The organism is Streptomyces sp. A0592 (genome assembly GCF_004795115.1).
GTDB lineage: Bacteria > Actinomycetota > Actinomycetes > Streptomycetales > Streptomycetaceae > Streptomyces > Streptomyces erythrochromogenes.
In genome coordinates, this window is record NZ_SSBM01000018.1 from 31,969 (window position 1) to 49,492 (window position 17,524).

Below are 17,524 nucleotides of genomic sequence, written 5' to 3' on the forward strand. Positions count from 1 at the left end.
GGACGTACACTCCGCCAGATGAGCAGCAGTGTGACGCGCGAGGCCTCCTCGAACGAGCCCTCGCGGCCCGCCGACGGTCCCGCCGAGCCCCGGACGCCCTCCGTGACGCCCCCCGGCGCCCCCGGTGCCCCCGCCGCGCCGGCCGCGCCGCTGCGCAGGGGCGCCTGGCTGGTCCGGTCCGTGCTCGCCGCGCTGTCCGGCGTGCTGCTCTACCTCAGCTTCCCGCCCCGCCCCCTGTGGTGGCTGGCCCCGCTCGCCCTCGCCCTCCTCGCCGGCTGCCTCCACGGCCGCCGCCCGCGGGCGGGCTTCGGGCTCGGCACCCTCGCCGGCCTCGGCTACCTGCTGCCGCTCCTCGTGTGGACCGGTGAGGAGGTCGGCCCGGTGCCCTGGCTCGCCCTGACCCTCCTCGAAGCCCTCTTCTACGGCCTGACCGGCCTCGGCATCGCCCTCGCGAGCCGGCTTCCGGCCTGGCCGGTGTTCGCCGCCGCCGTCTGGGTCGCGGGCGAGGCCCTGCGCGCCCGGGCACCGTTCGGCGGATTCCCCTGGGGCAAGCTCGCCTTCGGACAGGCCGACGGCGTCTTCACCCCGCTCGCCGCCCTCGGCGGCACACCGCTGCTCTCCTTCGGCGTGGCCCTCTGCGGATTCGGCCTCTACGAAGCCCTGCGCATCGCCCGCCGCCACCCCGGCCGCGCCACCGCCGCGCTGACCGCGCTCACCGTCGCCGCCCCCATCGGCGCCGCCCTCGCCGCCCGCCCGCTGGTCTCCGACGCCGCCGAGGACGGCACCGTCGTGGCCGCCGTCATCCAGGGCAACGTGCCCCGCCTCGGCCTCGACTTCAACTCCCAGCGCCGAGCCGTCCTGGACAACCACGTCAAGCGCACCATCCAGCTCGCCGAGGACGTCAAGGCCGGCCGGGCCCCCAAGCCCGACTTCGTCGTCTGGCCCGAGAACTCCTCCGACCTCGACCCGTACGCCGAACCCGACGCCCACGCCGTCATCGACAAGGCGGTCAAGGCCATCGGCGTGCCCGTGGCCATCGGCGCGGTCGTCGCCCCCGAGACAGGCCCGCTGCGCAACACGATGATCCTCTGGGACCCCGTCGCGGGCCCCACCGCGACCTACGACAAGCGCAAGATCCAGCCCTTCGGCGAGCGCATCCCGATGCGCTCCTTCGTCCGGCTCTTCAGCTCCGACGTGGACCGGGTGCGCCGCGACTTCGGACCCGGCAAGGACCCCGGCGTCTTCGACATGGCCGGCACCGGGGTCGGCATGGTCACCTGCTTCGAGGCCGCCTTCGACGACGCCGTCCGCTCCACCGTCCAGGACGGGGCCCAGGTGATCGCCGTACCGAGCAACAACGCCACCTTCGGCCGCACGCAGATGACCTACCAGCAGCTCGCCATGGACCGGGTCCGCGCCGTCGAGCACAGCCGCACCGTCCTCGTCCCCGTCACCAGCGGCGTCAGCGCCGTCATCCGCCCGGACGGCCGGATCGTCTCGCAGACGAAGTTGTTCACCGCGGACGCGCTCGTCGCCGAGATCCCGCTGCGCTCCGGCCGCACCCCGGCCACCGTGCTCGGGCCGCTCCCCGAGTACGCCCTTCTGCTGCTCGCCGTGGGCGGGTTCGGCGTACTCGCCGCCCGCCGGATCCGCGCCCGCCGCGCCGCCTGAGAGGTGACCGGCTCCCGGCCTCGTAGGGTCGGGGGATGACCACACCTGACTTCATCCGGCGGATCCGCGCATCCGCCGGGCACCAGCTGCTCCTGCTGCCCGGCGTCACGGCCATCGTCCTCGACGACCGGGGCAGGGTGCTGCTCGGCCGGCGCTCCGACACCGGGCGGTGGTCCGTGGTCGGCGGCATCGCCGAGCCGGGCGAGCAGCCGGCCGAGACCGCCGTGCGCGAGGTGTACGAGGAGACGGCCGTGCGCTGCGTGCCGGAGCGGGTGGTCCTCGTCCAGATGCTCGAACCGATCACCTATCCCAACGGCGACGTCTGCCAGTTCCAGGACATCACCTTCCGCTGCCGCGCCACGGGCGGCGAGGCACGTGCCAACGACCACGAGTCCCTCGAAGTGGCCTGGTTCGACGTGGACGCGCTGCCCCCGCTGGAGTCCTTCGCCCTGGACCGGATCCACCGGGCCCTGCGCGAGGAACCCACCTGGTTCGAGGTCCCCGCCGCGATCGCCGAAACACCCTAGCGAATGTGTTGTCGATCATGTTGGGCGTGGGTGGGACCTGCCGGGAGGGCGCTGTAAGGTTCCGCAGATCCGACGGGTCAGCCAGGGACCGTCCGACATCGGGGGCCGAAGAATGGGCGCAGGTGGAAAGTCCGGGATACCGAGGACGGGCGCCCGCCCGAGGGACGGAGCCCCGCACACGGGAGCCCCGGGCCCGCGCCTCGCGGCCCTCGACGGCATCCGGGTGCTGGCGGCGCTCTCCGTCCTCTTCTACCACTACGCGGCCCTCGACAGCGCATGGGGCGAGCCGGCCGAGGACGTCTTCCCGGCCGCGCACGCCCTGGCCGTCTACGGCTGGCTCGGCGTCGAGATCTTCTTCCTGGTCAGCGGCTTCGTGATCTGCATGAGCGCCTGGGGCCGTACCGTGGGTGACTTCGCGGTCTCCCGGGTCTCGCGGCTCTTCCCCGGCTACTGGGCGGCTGTGGCCTTCACCTCACTCGTGCTGTTCAACTGGCCCGAGGTGCGCAAGGTCGCGTCGTTCAGCGACGTCGTGGTGAACCTCTCGATGCTCCAGGCCGGAGTCGGGGTCCCGCACGTCGACGACGCGTACTGGACGCTCTTCGTCGAGCTCAAGTTCTACGTACTGTTCGCCCTGGTCGTCATGCGCGGCGTGACCTACCGCAACTGCGTCCTGTTCTGCGGGGCCTGGACCCTCGCCGGCGTCGTGGCCCCGACCGTGGACAGCGGCCTGCTCTCCTTCTTCGCGGTGTCGTCGGCGTCCCCGTACTTCATCGCGGGCATCGCCTTCCACCTGATGCGCCGCTTCCGGCCGAACGCCGTCCTGTGGGCCGTGGTCGGCGTGCAGTTCCTCCTCGCCCAGCACCACGTGCACGCCCGCATGATCTCCAGCCTGGGCCGCAGGGCCACCGAGCAGACGCCCGCCTGGCCGGCCCACGCGATCATCGTGCTCGGCTTCGCCCTCATGGCGGCCATAGCCCTCGGCGCCCTCGACCGCGTCCAGTGGCGCTGGCTCCCGCACGCCGGAGCGGTCACCTACCCGCTCTACCTGATCCACATGATGGCCGGGCTGACCGCCATCCATCACTTCCGCGGCGACGTCGCGCCCGTTCCGCTGGCCCTCGGGGTGACCGTCGCCATGGTGGCCCTCGCCTGGCTCGTCCACCGGCTCGTCGAACGCCCGCTGGGCCGCCTGCTGCGCGACAGCCTGCGGCGCGGGGTGCAGGACATCCGCTCCGGGACGCCGTGTCCGGCGCCGCTCGGCCGGCTCCCCGCCCAGCCGTCCGCACCCGAGGCGGAACGCATCCCCGCCGTCCGCTCCTGAAGCCCGGCCGGTACCGCCCTCAGCCGTCGACCGCGGCCTCCCGGTACAGCTCCACCGCCTGCTCTCCCATCACCGCGCTGTACGAGATCTCCGGTACGGTCCCTCCGCCCTCGTAGCCCCCGAGCACCCCCGCCAGGGCGCCGTCCACCAGCCAGGGGCTGCCGCTGGTGCCCCCGCTGAGGTCCGGGCAGCCGATCCGGCGCTGGGTCGGGGAGAGCAGGCCGGTGCTGTTGGCGCAGCGCAGCGGGGCCTCCATCGTCCGCGGGTATCCGATGACCGTCACCCTGGCCCCGGCGGGCTGCTCCGCCGCGACCGGGAAGCCGCCCACGAGGTCCTCGACGCGGCGGGTCTGCCCGCCGTCCACCGGGGCCACCGTCGCGAAGGCGATGTCGGCGTCCGGGTCCTGCCCGTCCGTCCACTCCGGTGCCACGAACACGCCGGTGATCTTCCACAGGCCGTACGGGGCGTTCCCGTCCCGGTATCCCGGTGCGAAGACGGTGGTGTCCGTCTTCTCCAGGCAGTGGGCCGCCGTGGCGATCACGTCCCGGTCGTCGCTGCGCACCACCGCGGCGGTGCAGAAGTGCCCGCCGTCGAGGCCGGCGGCGAAGAGCGCGCCCACCCGGTCGGCCTCGGCGCCGGGCCGGGCCCACGCGGTGACGCCGAGCGGCGGGCCGGAGGCGGCATCGGGAAGGTCCACACCGATCAGCGCGGCCATCGCGGTCAGCGCCAGCAGGACCCGGGACGCCCGCCGCGCACGGGAGCGCCGGGCCGTTCGGGGGAGCGTGTCGTGGATCATGTTTTCCACCCTGCCCGCCGAACCTATGACCGGAGGGCGGAGCTCCGTATGAATCTCCTGTGAATCCCGTGAAGGCGTTGTGAAACCCGGGCCATGACCGGACGAGACGGTTCCGAACGACACAGCCCCGGACGAGCCGCCCTGCCGCGCACCGCCGCGGGATCAGTCGCGGCGCTCGTACACCGTCACCCGGCGCCCCCGCACCTGCCGGTCCTCCACCACCGCGAACCGCTCCCGCAGCACCGCCGTCTTCGCCTTGTCCCGTTCCGCCGACGGAGCCTTCGCGACCTCCGCCGAGTCCGTCACCAGCAGCACCCGCCGCTGCTCCAGCAGCGCCTCCCGGATCCGCTCCGGCTGCGCCTCCTCGCCCTTGAGGGTGGCCGAGGCCACCGGGCTCTCGGCCAGCGCCAGGTCGGTCAGGCCCGTGAAGGCGCCGGGGGAGACCAGCGCCGTGTCCCGCCGCGCGGCCGGTACGAACAGCACGGCGTCCCCGTCCCGCTTCAGCAGGGCCACCTCGCCGGCCACCGCCAGCACGTCGTCGAGCCGGCCGGCCGGGGCACGCCTGCCCAGCTCCACCGGCAGCAGGGCCAGCACCGAGACGGCGGCCAGGCCCGGCACCAGCAGGGCCGACGCCTTCGGGAACCGGGGCGCACAGGCCCGTACGGCAGCCCCCAGGGTCGCGCCGATCAGCAGCGCCAGACCCACCATCCCGAACAGTACGTACCGGTCCACGAACAGCGGCTGGACCAGCGACAGCGCGATCAGCCCGAGCTGGGGCACCACCAGCAGCGGCAGCCCCACCGCGGCCGCCGAGAGCCGCGACCGGTCCGGCCGGTCCGCCCACGCCCCCAGCGCGCCGATCGCCAGCAGGATGCCCGGGCCGATCAGCATCGGCCAGGTCAGCGGCGGTATCCAGGACACCTGGTCGGACTGGCCCCGGCTGAACAGGACCAGCGGCAGCGCCCCCGCCGCCGCCCCGGATCCGTACGCCGCCCAGCGCAGCCACACCGCGCGCCGCGCCCGCACCCACCACAGGGTCGCCGCGTGCGCGGGCAGGGCCAGCAGCGACAGCCAGTTCAGCAGCGCGCACACCAGCACGACCGCCCCGTACGCCGTCCAGCGCGGCCACGTCCGCCGCCCGGTGCGGTCCTCCACCAGGGACACCAGCAGCAGGGCCGACAGCCCGGCCCCCGCCGCGACCAGCGCGTAGGGCCTGCCCTCCTGGAGGTAGAACTGCACGGCCGGCAGCAGCCCGAGCGACAGCCCGCCCCCGAGCCCCGCCCAGAAGCCCGCCAGGCGGCCCCCGATCACGGACACGCACACCGCGGCGCACGCCACCGCCAGCACGGAGGGCAGGCGCAGGGTCGTCGTACTCGCCCCGAACACCTCGAAGAGGCCGTGCATCAGCAGGTAGTAGAGCCCGTGGACGGCGTCGACGTTCCCGAGCATCCGCCAGATCTCACCCGCCGACCGCCCGGCCACCTGCCAGGTCGCCGCCTCGTCGCGCCACACGCTGTCCTGCCGGGAGAGCCCCCACAGACCGAGCCCCGAGGTCCACAGGAAGGGGACGAGACAGAGGAGCGGCCCGCGTCGGGCCGCGGGTATGTGGCAACGCATGAAGGTGCTGGGATCCTCGGTCTGGCGTTCGGGCGAAAGCCACAGTCTATGGACGCCACGGAGGGTTTCCGGACCGCCTGTTGTGCACCGCGGCGCGAGATCGCCGGGCCCGCCCGCCCCTAGCCTCGCCGCAAGGAGCACGAACGAGGGGCGGTACCCGGTGAACTGGCTCATCCACGACTACCGCGAGAGCGATCTCGCAGCGGTGGTCCACCTGATCGACACCACGGCCGAACTCGGCCAGGAGTCCGTCTTCTCGCTCGCCGAGTGCATCAGCGCACTGACCGGCCGGCAGCCCTGCGTCGTCGCCGTCCACCAGGGCGTCCCCATCGGCGCGGCCCTCGCCTGCGTCACCGGGGAGCGCGCCTGGGTCATGCGCATCGCGATCGCCGCCGGCTGGCGCGGCCGGGGCCTCGCCAGCGCCCTCCTCGTCGAGTTGGAACGACGGCTCATCGCCGCCCGCGTCGGCCGCATCGCCTACGTCCTGCCCGAGGAGGACCTGCTCGGCGAAGGCCTCCTCAACGCCGGCTACACCCGGCAGCCCGCCGTCGCCTACTTCGAGAAGACCGAGCCGCTCCACGGACCGGCCGCCTGCCTCCTCGACGACCTCGGCGGCCGCTTCCTGCCGAACGACCTGTGGTCGAAGGTCGCCGGCATGGAGAAGGAGAAGGACCTCATCGAGCGGCGCGTGGTGCTGCCGCTCGCCGAACCCGAGCGCGCCGCCTCGCACGGAGTGCGGCCGCCGCGCGCCATCACCCTCTTCGGCCCGCCCGGCACCGGGAAGACCACCTTCGCCCGGGCCATCGCCTCCCGGCTCGGCTGGCCCTTCGTGGAACTGCTCCCCTCACGCCTCGCCGACGAGGGCAACCTGGCCGCGGCGCTGCGCGACGCGTTCGCCAGGATCGCGGAACTGGAGCGCGTCCTCGTCTTCATCGACGAGGTGGAGGAGATCGCCCCGGTGCGCACCGAGCCCGCGCAGCCCGGCGGCATCCACGGCGTCACCAACGAGCTGCTGAAGCTGATACCGGGCTTCCGCGAGGGCGACGAACGGCTGCTGGTCTGCGCCACCAACTCCATCCGCTCCCTCGACCCGGCCTTCCTGCGGCCCGGGCGCTTCGACTACCTCATCCCCATCGGCACCCCGGACGCCGGGGCCCGCGCCGCGATCTGGGCCCGCTACACGGCCGGCCGCGCCGACGTCGACGTCAGCGCCCTGGTCGGGGCGACCGAGCTGTTCACCCCGGCCGACATCGAGCACGCGGCGCGGATCGCGGCACAGGTGTCCTTCGAACGGGACCTGGAGGCGGTGGGCGCGCGCGGCGCTGCGGCCGCGCAGCTCGGCGCGACCACGCGGGACTACCTGGAGGCCGTCCGGCAGTGCCGGCCGACGGTGACCCCGGCGATGACGGGCGAGTTCGAGGCCGACATCACCGCGCACGCGCGGTTCTGAGCTTCCGTCCCCCGGTTGCGGCGGGGGACGGGACGGACGCCGGTGCCCGGCCCCCCGTCCGGGGGCCGGGCGGGTCGGCTACCGTCGGGCCATGGGCTTCGTCATCTTCATGACCCTTCCGGGGCTGGCCATCCTGCTCACCGCCATGGCCTTCCTCGACCTCGCGCTGGTGCGCGCCGGCCGTGCCGGCCTGCTCCCCTGGCGGTGGAACGGACGCCAGGGGCAGATCTCGGCCACCGGCTTCGAGCAGCTGCACGCCAGCTTCTCGCCGGGCAAGCAGAACGAACTGAAGGAGCGCCAGAGCGCCCTCGTCCTGCGCGACGACGAGGAGGACGGCGCACCGCCGCGCTCCCGGGTCGACCTCGACGGCGGCCTCGCCGTCATCCGGATGCCCGCTACGGGGTGCAGCGGTACGTGAAGTTCACCGACGCCGTGCGCTGCGCGGGCGACAGCAGCTGGAGCTCCGCCTTCGCCTGGTAGCTGCCCGTGCCCCGGAACGTCCACAGCAGGTGCAGCCGGGCCTCGCTCTGCCCGCGCGGAACCCGCTCGGTCAGCTCCTCGGACCTGGTGCCGTCACTGCGGACCCAGCGGTAGGTCAGCGTCCCCGGCCGGCCGTTGGTGCCCACCACGGCCACCACGTCGGCGGTCGCGTCGCAGGCGGGGCCGGCCGGATCGGTGCTCACGGCCACCTCCCGGACCGCGAGGCCGGGCCCGTACCGCTGCCATCCGAGGTACGCGAGGACCGCGGCCAGCACGACCGCGGCGAGCGCGTACCGGCGCAGGCCCGCGCCCTGCCGCCGGCGGGGTACGGCGGCCACCGCCACGGCCGCGTCCAGCGGGAACGGCGCCGGCATGGCGGCGGTCACGCCCGGCCCGAAGCGGAGTACGGAGCCCTCGACCCGGTCGGGTTCCACCGGCCCGGCCGGCGCGGGCGGTCCGCTGAACCAGTGGCTCCCGAGGACGGTCGCGCTGTAGTCGTCGCCCTCGGGGGCGCGGGGGTCGCTCATCGGGGCACTTCCTGACACCGCAGCAGGTACTGCGAGGCCGACGCGGACTTGTTGCCCGCGGCCGGCTTGGTGGTCACCCGGACCCCGCCGTAGCAGCCGCGGTCGCGGGTGAAGGTGTGCTGCCGGGTCGTGGTGACGGTCGAGCCGCCCTGGACCGTGAACGACTCGCTGCCGTCGGGCACCGAGAAGGAGCCCTGCGCGCCGCCCAGGAACCACTCCACCACCACGGTCACCGGCCCGCTGCCCTGGGAGGAGACCGTGATGCCCGCATCGCCCCGGTACACGCCGGTCTTGAGGGACACGGCGACGTTCGTGACCCGCAGGGTCGGCGTCGGCGTCGGGCTCGGCGTCGGAGACCAGCTCACCGTCGGCTTCGGGGTGGTGGGACTCGGCGACGGCGTCGGCCAGGTCGACGCGGACGCCGACGGGGACGCGGACGCGGACGGCGAAGGGCTCGCGGAGGCCGAGGCGCTCGGGCTCGGCGACGGCGAAGCGGAAACGGACGTACCAGGGGTGGGGGAGGCCGAGCCGGGAGGGGCCGCGCTCGTCGTGGCGAAGGCGCTCAACGCCGACGCCCCGCCCGGAGCCGCGCCGATCGCGTCCGTCGTGAGCACCAGCACCGCCCCCATGACCAGGGCCGTCCCCGCCGCGATCCAGCCGCGCCTGCCGGGAGCCCAGCCCGAGCCGCCGTCCAGCTTCGTCGTCGCCACCGCCGTGGTGCCCGCCGCCGGCGCCCCCGCCGACGGGAACAGCAGCGGCAGCAGCGCGGCCAGCGCCGCCAGCTTGCGCTGCCCGCGCTCCTCCCACTCGGGCCCGTACGCCGCCAGCGCCACGTCCTCCAGCTCGGCCACGAACGCCTCGGCGTTCTCCGGCCGCTGCTCGGGCGCCTTGGCGAGGCCGCGCCGGATCAGCGGACGCACCTGCTCCGGGGCCTCGGTCTCCGGCACCGGGGCCTCGATGTGCTGGACCGCGAGCTCCGCGAAGTTCTCCCCGTCGTACGGCTTGCGCCCGGTGAGGCACTCGAAGAAGGTCGCCGTCGCCGCGTACACGTCGGCGGCGGGCGACGCCGGCCGGCCCTGCCACTGCTCGGGCGCCATGTAGGCGGGGGTGCCGGCGACACCGGGCGTGCTGCCGCGGTTGGCCGCGATGCCGAAGTCCACCAGCTTCGACGAGCCGTCGGCCGCGACCAGCACGTTCTCCGGCTTGTAGTCCCGGTGGACGACACCCGCGCGGTGTGCCGACGCCAGCCCGAGCAGGGACCCCTTCAGCACCACCAGCGCCGCCTCGGCGTCGGCCCGCCCGGACTGCTTCAGCAGCGAGCGCAGGGAGATCCCGTCGACCAGTTCCATCACGATGGCCGCGCCGCCGGGCGCCTCCACGTACTCGTACAGGCGCACCACGTACGGGGACTCCAGCCCGCCGAGGAGCCGCGCCTCGGCCCGGAACTCCCCGACGAAGGCGGGGTCCTCGCGCAGCCGGTCGCTGAGGTACTTGACGGCGACCGCCGTGCCCGTGGCCTCGTGGACGGCGAGCACCACCCGGCCGCTGCCGCCCGAGCCGAGCTCACGGACCTCCGTGTAACCGGGGACCGACCATGCCGCCCGAGTGTCGTTCATCGTTCCTGCCCCCTGCCTGCTGCCTGCCGTGCGGCGCCGGATCCGTCCATGTCACAGGCCGGTCCGGGCCGGCCGCTCACCGGCCGGCCCGGACCGGACTCCCCATGGGACGTGGATTGCGCCACGGCTGGTTCCCAACCGCGCCCGGTGTCTCAGGCAGCGGCCGACACCGCGCCGATCATGGCGTGCAGCCGGTCCGCGGCCGCCCGCCCGAAGGCCGGGTCGTTGATGTGCGTGTCGTAGTCGTAGAGCCGCGCGGCACTGCCCCGCAAGCCCTCGCGCAGTGCCGAGAACAGTGCCGCGTCCGCGCGGGGGTCATGGTACGGGCCACCCGGCGCGCCGAGCGTGGACAGTCCACGGAGCGGGACGCAGACGGCCGTGGGTCCGGTCGCCGCGCGGAGTTTGGCGGCGACCCGGCGGCCGAGCTCCGCGCACTCGGCCTCGCTCGTCCGGATCACCGTGATCGACGGATTGTGCACGTGGACCCCCCGGTCCAGGACCCGTCGGGGCAGGGACTCCAGCGGGCCGAACTTCACCATGTCCAGTGCGCCCAGGCTCACCACCTGCGGCACACCCGCCCGCCCGGCCGCGCGGAGCCGGTCGGGACCCGCGGTCAGGATGCCCCCGCACAGGTCGTCGGCGAGCTCGCTGAGCGTCAGGTCCAGGACCCCGGCGAAGATCCCCTGGGCGGCCAGGGTCTCCAGCGTGCGGCCGCCGGTACCGCTGACGTGGAAGACCAGCACCTCGTAGCCGAGCTCGGTCAGCCGCTCGCGCGCCGCGTCCACGCCGGACGTGGTCACGCCCGCCATGCTCGCCGCGACCAGCGGACGGGGACCCGTCCCCAGCCGCGGCGGGCGCTCCCCGGAGGCACGGGCGAAGGACCCGGCCATCCCGGCGATGGCCGCCACGGCGTTCGCCAGGATCGGCGCGGAGACGCTGTTGATCCCCGCGATGTCCACCACGCTGTACATCATCGTGATGTCCGAGGAGCCCACGTACGGGGCGGTGTCCCCGGACGCCATGGACGAGACCATCAGTTTCGGGACGCCCAGCGGCAGGGCGCGCATCGCCCGGGTGGCGATGGAGGTGCCGCCGCTGCCGCCGATCGCGAGCACTCCGTGCAGCCGGCCCTCGGCGTGCAGGCGCAACAGGGTCGCCTCGGCGCCCCGGGCCATCGTCGTCACGGCCGCGCCCCGGTCGGCGGCCGATCGAAGGAGGGACAGTTCGGTTCCCGCGGCCCGGGCCACCGCGGCGCGCGACACGTCCGCGGCCACCCGGGGTTCACCCATGATTCCTGTGTCGACCAGTACCACTCCGACGCCGGCACGCAGCAGCCTCTCGCGCAGCCAGCCGTACTCCACACCCTTGGTGTCCAGGGTTCCCACCAGCACGACGTTCGTCATACGTGCAATGTCCAGGCAGGCGCGGACGTTGGCAAGTACGAGCTCTGGTCAAGCCTTCAGCAGTACCAACAGTCGCTCCAGGAAGGGGAGTTGCGAGGGGATCAGCATGTTCTGGGCCATCTCGGGAGTGCACCAGGCCACCCGGTCCAGCTCCGGGAACTCCTGTACGTTCCCCGAATGCGGGGGCCACTCCAGGGTGAAGGTGCCCGGCACCATGAGCGCCGGATCGAGGTCCGCCTCCACCGCCCAGATGGTGACCAGCTTCCCGCTGGAGAGCCGTACCTCGCCCAGCGGCAGGTACTCGCCCTCCGGCGGGGGCAGGCCGATCTCCTCGGTGAACTCCCGGCGGGCCGCGTCGCGCGGAGTCTCCTCCGGCCCGTACTCGCCCTTGGGGATGGCCCAGTCCCCGGAGATCCTCCCCGACCACAACGGGCCGCCCATGTGCCCGAGCAGGACCTCGACCCCCGGCTCCGCCCCCGAGCCGCCCGTCCGCCGGAAGAGGAGCAGTCCGGCGCTGCGCTTGTACGTCATGGGCCCATACATGCCCCGTACCGGCGCCGGTCAGTGATCGTGCGGGCCCTCCCGGTGGACCGGCCCGTGCGCGTCCGCGCAGTGCGGGTCGTACGAGGCCTCGCCGCGCCGGCCGACCGAGAGGAGCGAGTCCTGCGTGTGGTCCACCTGGAGGGTGGTGTGCGTGATCCCGTACTCCTTGTCCAGCAGCTGCTCCAGCTCCCGGCGCACGGCGTGGCAGTCGCCCGCCGGCTCGACCAGCACGTGCGCGGAGAGCGCGGCCTGCCCCGAGGTGATCGTCCAGATGTGCAGGTCGTGCACCTCGGTGACCGGCGGGTGCCCGACGAGCCGGTCGCCGACCGCGTCCGGGTCCACGTGGGCGGGCGCGGCCTCCAGGAAGATCCGCCCGGAGTCGCGGACCAGCCCGTAGCCCGCCCTGACCATCAGCACCACGACCACGAGCGTGGCGATCGCGTCGGCCTGCCGGAACCCGGTCGTCATGACGACCAGACCGGCGACGGCCGTTCCGATGAAGGCGAACAGGTCGTTCAGCACGTGCTGGTAGGCGCCCTCGACCGCCAGCGAGGACCGGTTCGCCCGCGATATGCACCAGGCCGCGGCGACATTGACGAGGATGCCGGCGAGCGCCGTCACCAGGACCAGCCCGCCCTCCACCGGCGGCGGGTCCATCAGCCTGCGCACCGCCTCGTACGCCAGCCACGCGGCCAGCAGGAGCAGCGTCAGGCCGTTGGCCTGGGCGGAGAGTATCTCCGCGCGCTTGAGGCCGTACGTGAAACCGCCGCGGGCCGGTCGGGCCGCCAGCCGCATGGCGATCAGAGCGAGGACGATCGAGACGGCGTCCGTCAGCATGTGGGCCGCGTCGGAGATCAGGGCCAGCGAGTGCGCCATGACGCCGATGACCACCTCGACGGCCATGAACCCGCCGATCAGGCCGAGCGCGATGGCGAGCCAGCGGCGGTCGGCGTCGGCGGCCACACCGTGGCTGTGGCCGCCGGGCCCGTGGCCGTGGCCGTGGTCGTCGTGCCCGTGGTCGTGCCCGGTCATGGAATCCCCCGTCTCGTCGCGGCAGCCGTTTGTTCGGTTCCCGTCGCGTGAAGTGAAGCGCACCCCGGCGCTATGGGCAAAGGCTGCAACGGGGACCGTTGTCATTACCTATAAGAGGCCTCTGACCTGCGGTTTTGTCGGACAGCTGCCGGGCCGGTGCGATCGTGGGAAAATCTGCTCATGGTCCAGCGCCCCGGTGTGCCGACCGCGCCAGAGCTCGTCCTGGAAACAGCGACGGGCTCCACAACGATGACCCCGGGCCGGACCTACCACGTCGGCAGGGACCCCCTCTGCGAGGTCTGCTTCGAGGACGCCCGCGTCTCCTGGCACCACGCCGTCCTGCGCCCCGACGGCGACCACTGGACGGTCGAGGACGAGGACAGCACCAACGGCACCTGGGCCGACGGCCACCGCGTTCACGAGTGGAGCGTCGGCGTCGGCAGCGAGCTGCGCTTCGGCGACGCACAGGACGGCCCGCGGGCCGTCCTCATCGCTCCCGGGCCCGGCCCCGGGCCGGCCGGAGCCCGGCCGGCCCGGGTCTCCAACCCGTCCATGACCACCACCTTCCGGCAGCCGAGCGCCGTACTCCCGCTACCCGCCCGCACCGCCGTGCGCATCGGCCGCGCCGTCGACAACGACCTCGTCATCGACGAGCTCGACGTATCGCGCCGGCACGCCGAACTGCGGGCCCTCGCCGACGGCAGCTACGAGATCGCCGACCTCGGCAGCCACAACGGCACCTACCTGAACGGCGCACCCGTCACGGGCGCCGTCCCCCTCACCGAGGGCGACATCGTCGGCATCGGCCACCTGGCCTTCTGCCTCGTCGGCGACCGGCTCCAGGAGTACGAGGACACGGGGGAGGTCACCCTCGACGTCCAGGGCCTCACCGTCGCCGTAGACCGCGGCCGCAAGACCCTCCTCGACGAGGTCTCCTTCCCCGTGGGCGCCAAATGCCTGCTCGCCGTCATCGGCCCCAGCGGAGCCGGCAAGTCCACCCTGCTCGGCGCCCTCACCGGACTGCGCCCCGCCGACCGGGGGGCCGTCCTCTACGACGGCCGCGACCTCTACCGCGACTACGCCGAACTGCGCAGCCGCATCGGGCTCGTGCCCCAGGACGACATCCTCCACTCCCAGCTCACCGTCCGGCGCGCCCTCGTGTACGCCGCCGAACTGCGCTTCCCGCAGGACACCGCGAAGCCCGAGCGCAGGCGGCGGGTGGACGAGGTGATCGGCGAACTCGGCCTGGAGCAGCGCGCCGCCCAGCCCATCCACAGTCTCTCCGGCGGCCAGCGCAAACGGGTGTCCGTCGCCCTGGAGCTCCTCACCAAACCCTCCCTGCTCTTCCTGGACGAGCCCACCTCCGGCCTCGACCCGGGCATGGACCGCTCGGTGATGCACATGCTGCGCGGCCTCGCCGACGACGGCCGCACCGTCATCGTGGTCACCCACAGCGTCCTCAGCCTCGACGTCTGCGACCGGCTGCTGGTCCTCGCCCCGGGCGGGCGCATCGCCTACTACGGGCCGCCCGCGGAAACCCTCGGCCACTTCGGCTTCTCCGAGTGGCCCGAGGCCTTCGAGGCCTTCGAGAACCAGCGCGACCGCGACTGGGCGGGGGAGTACGCCGCCTCGACCGCCCACCGCAAGTACGTCCTCGGCGCGGCCCGCCAGCCGTGGTACGGCAGCGCGTACCGGACGGCCGCCGAGGCCGCCTCCCCGGCCGACCACGTGCCCCCGCCGCCCCCCAAGGCGCAGAGCTGGGGCTCCCAGCTCTCCACCCTCGTACGGCGCTACGCGGCCGCGCTCGCCGCGGACCGGACCTTCCTCGCCATCATGATCGCCCTGCCGTTCGTCATGGGCGCCATGGCCCGCGCCCTGGCCGGCAGCAGGCTCACCCAGGAGACCGCGATCAACGCCCTGCTCATCCTGTCCGTCGGCGGCGTCCTGACCGGCGCCGCCAACGCCGTGCGCGAACTGGTCAAGGAGCGGGTCATCTACCGGCGGGAACGGGCGGTGGGGCTCTCCCGCTCCGCCTACCTGATGTCCAAGGTCGTCGTACTGGGCGCCGTCACCGTCGCCCAGGCCGTGGTACTGACCCTGGTCGCCCTCTACGGCGTGGACCTGAACGCCCCGGGCGGCCGCGGCGTGCTCATGCAACCCCTCGCGGAGATCACCATCGCGGTGGCGCTCCTGGCGTTCAGCGCGATGATGCTCGGCCTGCTGGTCTCCGCGCTGGTCCGCAAGGAGGAGGTCACCATGCCGCTGCTGGTCCTCCTCGCCATCGTGCAGGTGGTCTTCTGCGGCGCGCTCCTGGAGCTGGACGGCGTGCCCGTCATCGCGCAGCTGGCCTGGCTGGTCCCCTCGCGCTGGGCCCTCGGCGCCATGGCGGGCACCATCGACCTCGGCGCGATCGTGCCCGGCACCCTCACCGACGACCCGCTGTTCGCCCACAGCCCCGCGGTATGGCTGCTCAACCTGGGCATGCTCGTGGTCCTGTCCGTCCTGTTCGGGGTGCTGGTCGCGAGGCTGCTGCGCCGGCACGAGCCCGTGATCATGCGGAAGTAGGCCTCATGAGCAGCTCGATGGATCCCGGGATCGCCGTGGCGGACTTCCGGCCCACCCATGTGGTGCCGCCCCCGGGGCTCTCCGCCTGGGAGACCCCCGACGTCTCCCGGCCGACCGCGGCCCTGGACGCCTTCCTGCCCGTACAACTGCTGTCCCGGCGCGGCGAGTGGGGAGAGATCCTGTGCGCCAACGGATGGAGCGCCTGGGTCGACGGACGGCTCCTCGTCGCGGTCCCGCAGCCGCCGCCGACCACGGGGGAGCGGCCGTCGGTACGCGCCGAGGACCCGCGACCGCTGCTGGAGCGCGGCGCCGACGCCCTGGAGCGCTACCGGCACGCCGTGGACGAGCTCGCCTCCGGCCGGGTCGACACCGACGCCTTCCGGCGGTCCCTGCGCGGGCTGCGGGTGGGCGTGGTCGTCGACGGGGAATCGGTCTGGCTCTACGACGAGACCTCCGGCCGGTGGATGTACGGCGACGGCACCCGCCTGGCGACCTACGCGGTGATCGACGCGCTGGGTGCCCCGCCCGGGCAGGGCTCCCCGCAAACCGATCCGGACGACGCCGGCGGGGTCGGCGCGGGGCCGGACGCGCCGCCCGCCGGCCCGGCGGCGGGCCGGACCGACGGGGCCACCCCGACCCGCATCGTGGACACGCACGACCCGGAATCGCCGTGAGGCGGAAGGCGCCGGCTCAGCCGCGCGTCGCCGCGGGCTCGTCGACCAGCCCGCGGCGGTGCAGCGGGCGGGCCAGGACGCCGCCGAGGAAGCCCGCCGCCGCGCCCCACAGCAGGCCCAGGCCGACGGTGCGCCACAGCACCGGGTCCAGCAGGACCTCCCCGCCGAGGGCGTCCACCTCGCCGATGCCCAGCAGGGACAGCCCGTACTGGGCCTGAACCCGGGACAGCAGGCAGACCGCGAGGGTGGCGAGGCCGAGCGCCGCGCCCAGATGGAGGGCGTGCTGCCAGGGCCGGACGTGCGCGGGGGACCGTACGGCCGCGAGTACGCCCGTGCCCAGCAGCAGGACGGCGGCCACCACTACCAGCCACCACGCCCGCGGGTCCCGCGCGGCGAACGACGCCACGTCCACCGGGGCCCCGTCGGCATCGCGCAGCACCTCGTCCAGCAGCTGCGGCATCGGCAGCCCGAAGGCTCCGTCGACCCGCGCCTCCCAGGCGCCGCCGAAGCCCAGGGTGAGCGCGATCCAGACCAGGTTCGGCAGCCCGAGCAGGACCACGGCGAGGGTCTGGCCGGCGTCGCCCTGGGTGGCTGCCACCACCAGGCCCACGACGACGCCGATCGCGACGTACGCGAGGAGCAGCAGGGTCGTGGCGAAGGCTGCCGGACGCACCGCGGTGTGGAAGCGGACCAGTCCGGCCGGGAGCGGCGCGCGTCGGGACACCAGCAGGGCGATCAGCAACAGGCCCAGGATCCACACCAGTCCGAACAGGAGCGTGGCGGGCACGTCCGCGCGGAAGCCCACCTTCGGCGCGGAGTCGAGGAGTTCGCCGATCACCCCGAGCGTGGAGTCGCCGGTGGAGATGCCGAAGTCCTGCCGGGCCAGGGCCGCCGCACCGGTCAGGGCGAGCAGCCACACCACGACCAACGGGACGGCCCGGCCGAGGAGTTCCCGGGGCCCGGCGACGGCCCGGTTGTGCAGCGGGCGCAGGAAGCAGTAGCCGGCCGCGAGGGCGCCCGCCAGGCTCACCGAGAGCGGGAGCACCGACAGGCTCGCGTCCGCGCCGGCCAGCAGTCCGGCGTCGCCGGACACCTCCACCGAACCGCCGGCCCCCATCACGACGACCGCGGCGAGCACGTGGGGGAACGCCCCTTCCGGAAGACCGCCCGCGCCCGCGCACGCGAGCCCGGCCGCGGCGATCGCGATCATCGCCGCGAAGCCGGCGACGACGGTGACGAGGGCGTCGCGCCAGGCCCTCGCGGAGCCCCCGGACGATGCCGTTCTCGGAGTCTGGCTCACCC

At 74.0% G+C, this 17,524-nt stretch carries 15 protein-coding genes; 7 read left to right on the top strand and 8 right to left on the bottom strand.

Annotated elements, in window-relative coordinates; all coding sequences use genetic code 11:
* Window positions 1-18 precede the first annotated feature (18 nt).
* The 3 genes from lnt to E6U81_RS24065 all read left to right on the top strand — a co-directional run bounded on the left by lnt (window position 19) and on the right by E6U81_RS24065 (window position 3,519).
* Window positions 19-1,671: an apolipoprotein N-acyltransferase gene (lnt, locus tag E6U81_RS24055; protein WP_136232171.1), complete on the top strand. Its 1,653-nt coding sequence runs from the start codon at window positions 19-21 to the stop codon at window positions 1,669-1,671.
* Between the two features lie 35 nt (window positions 1,672-1,706).
* Window positions 1,707-2,198: an NUDIX domain-containing protein gene (locus E6U81_RS24060; protein WP_136232172.1), complete on the top strand. Its 492-nt coding sequence runs from the start codon at window positions 1,707-1,709 to the stop codon at window positions 2,196-2,198.
* Between the two features lie 112 nt (window positions 2,199-2,310).
* Window positions 2,311-3,519 carry an acyltransferase gene (locus E6U81_RS24065; RefSeq protein WP_136232173.1) on the top strand — a complete coding sequence of 403 codons (1,209 nt, stop codon included), beginning with the start codon at window positions 2,311-2,313 and terminating at the stop codon, window positions 3,517-3,519.
* Window positions 3,520-3,538: 19 nt separating this feature from the next.
* On the opposite strand, the gene E6U81_RS24070 is transcribed toward E6U81_RS24065, so the two are convergent.
* Window positions 3,539-4,315 (bottom strand): trypsin-like serine protease, encoded by a 777-nt coding sequence (locus tag E6U81_RS24070; protein ID WP_136232174.1) that lies wholly within the window; start codon window positions 4,313-4,315, stop codon window positions 3,539-3,541.
* 162 nt (window positions 4,316-4,477) lie between these two features.
* The gene (locus E6U81_RS24075) at window positions 4,478-5,932 is read right to left on the bottom strand and encodes a glycosyltransferase family 39 protein (RefSeq protein ID WP_136232175.1); all 1,455 of its coding nucleotides are present in this window, start codon (window positions 5,930-5,932) and stop codon (window positions 4,478-4,480) included.
* Window positions 5,933-6,092: 160 nt separating this feature from the next.
* On the opposite strand from E6U81_RS24075, the gene E6U81_RS24080 reads away from it, so the two are divergent.
* On the top strand, window positions 6,093-7,382 hold the full coding sequence (locus E6U81_RS24080; RefSeq protein ID WP_136232176.1) for a bifunctional GNAT family N-acetyltransferase/ATP-binding protein: 1,290 nt from the start codon (window positions 6,093-6,095) through the stop codon (window positions 7,380-7,382).
* Between the two features lie 91 nt (window positions 7,383-7,473).
* Complete coding sequence (locus E6U81_RS24085; protein ID WP_136232177.1) at window positions 7,474-7,800, top strand: DUF6191 domain-containing protein; 327 nt, start codon at window positions 7,474-7,476, stop codon at window positions 7,798-7,800.
* Here the strand turns inward: E6U81_RS24085 and E6U81_RS24090 are convergent.
* The 5 genes from E6U81_RS24090 to E6U81_RS24110 all read right to left on the bottom strand — a co-directional run bounded on the left by E6U81_RS24090 (window position 7,778) and on the right by E6U81_RS24110 (window position 12,983).
* Window positions 7,778-8,389 (bottom strand): hypothetical protein, encoded by a 612-nt coding sequence (locus E6U81_RS24090; protein WP_136232178.1) that lies wholly within the window; start codon window positions 8,387-8,389, stop codon window positions 7,778-7,780. The genes E6U81_RS24085 and E6U81_RS24090 overlap by 23 nt on opposite strands.
* Entirely contained in the window at window positions 8,386-10,005 is a 1,620-nt protein-coding gene (locus tag E6U81_RS24095; RefSeq protein WP_136232179.1) for a serine/threonine-protein kinase, read from the bottom strand. Before E6U81_RS24095 ends, E6U81_RS24090 begins: the two co-directional genes overlap by 4 nt.
* Window positions 10,006-10,157: 152 nt before the next feature.
* Window positions 10,158-11,408: a Tm-1-like ATP-binding domain-containing protein gene (locus E6U81_RS24100; protein ID WP_136232180.1), complete on the bottom strand. Its 1,251-nt coding sequence runs from the start codon at window positions 11,406-11,408 to the stop codon at window positions 10,158-10,160.
* Between the two features lie 48 nt (window positions 11,409-11,456).
* On the bottom strand, window positions 11,457-11,939 hold the full coding sequence (locus E6U81_RS24105; protein ID WP_136232181.1) for an NUDIX domain-containing protein: 483 nt from the start codon (window positions 11,937-11,939) through the stop codon (window positions 11,457-11,459).
* 30 nt (window positions 11,940-11,969) lie between these two features.
* Window positions 11,970-12,983 (bottom strand): cation diffusion facilitator family transporter, encoded by a 1,014-nt coding sequence (locus tag E6U81_RS24110; RefSeq protein ID WP_136232182.1) that lies wholly within the window; start codon window positions 12,981-12,983, stop codon window positions 11,970-11,972.
* A 180-nt stretch (window positions 12,984-13,163) separates the two neighbouring features.
* Between E6U81_RS24110 and E6U81_RS24115 the strand changes: the two genes are divergently transcribed.
* Together E6U81_RS24115 and E6U81_RS24120 are read left to right on the top strand one after the other, a co-directional pair.
* Window positions 13,164-15,548: an FHA domain-containing protein gene (locus E6U81_RS24115; protein ID WP_136232183.1), complete on the top strand. Its 2,385-nt coding sequence runs from the start codon at window positions 13,164-13,166 to the stop codon at window positions 15,546-15,548.
* Between the two features lie 5 nt (window positions 15,549-15,553).
* Complete coding sequence (locus tag E6U81_RS24120) at window positions 15,554-16,222, top strand: hypothetical protein (protein ID WP_240803986.1); 669 nt, start codon at window positions 15,554-15,556, stop codon at window positions 16,220-16,222.
* Window positions 16,223-16,238: 16 nt separating this feature from the next.
* Here E6U81_RS24120 and E6U81_RS24125 read toward each other — a convergent pair whose 3' ends face one another.
* The gene (locus E6U81_RS24125) at window positions 16,239-17,522 is read right to left on the bottom strand and encodes a streptophobe family protein (RefSeq protein WP_136232184.1); all 1,284 of its coding nucleotides are present in this window, start codon (window positions 17,520-17,522) and stop codon (window positions 16,239-16,241) included.
* Window positions 17,523-17,524: the final 2 nt, after the last annotated feature.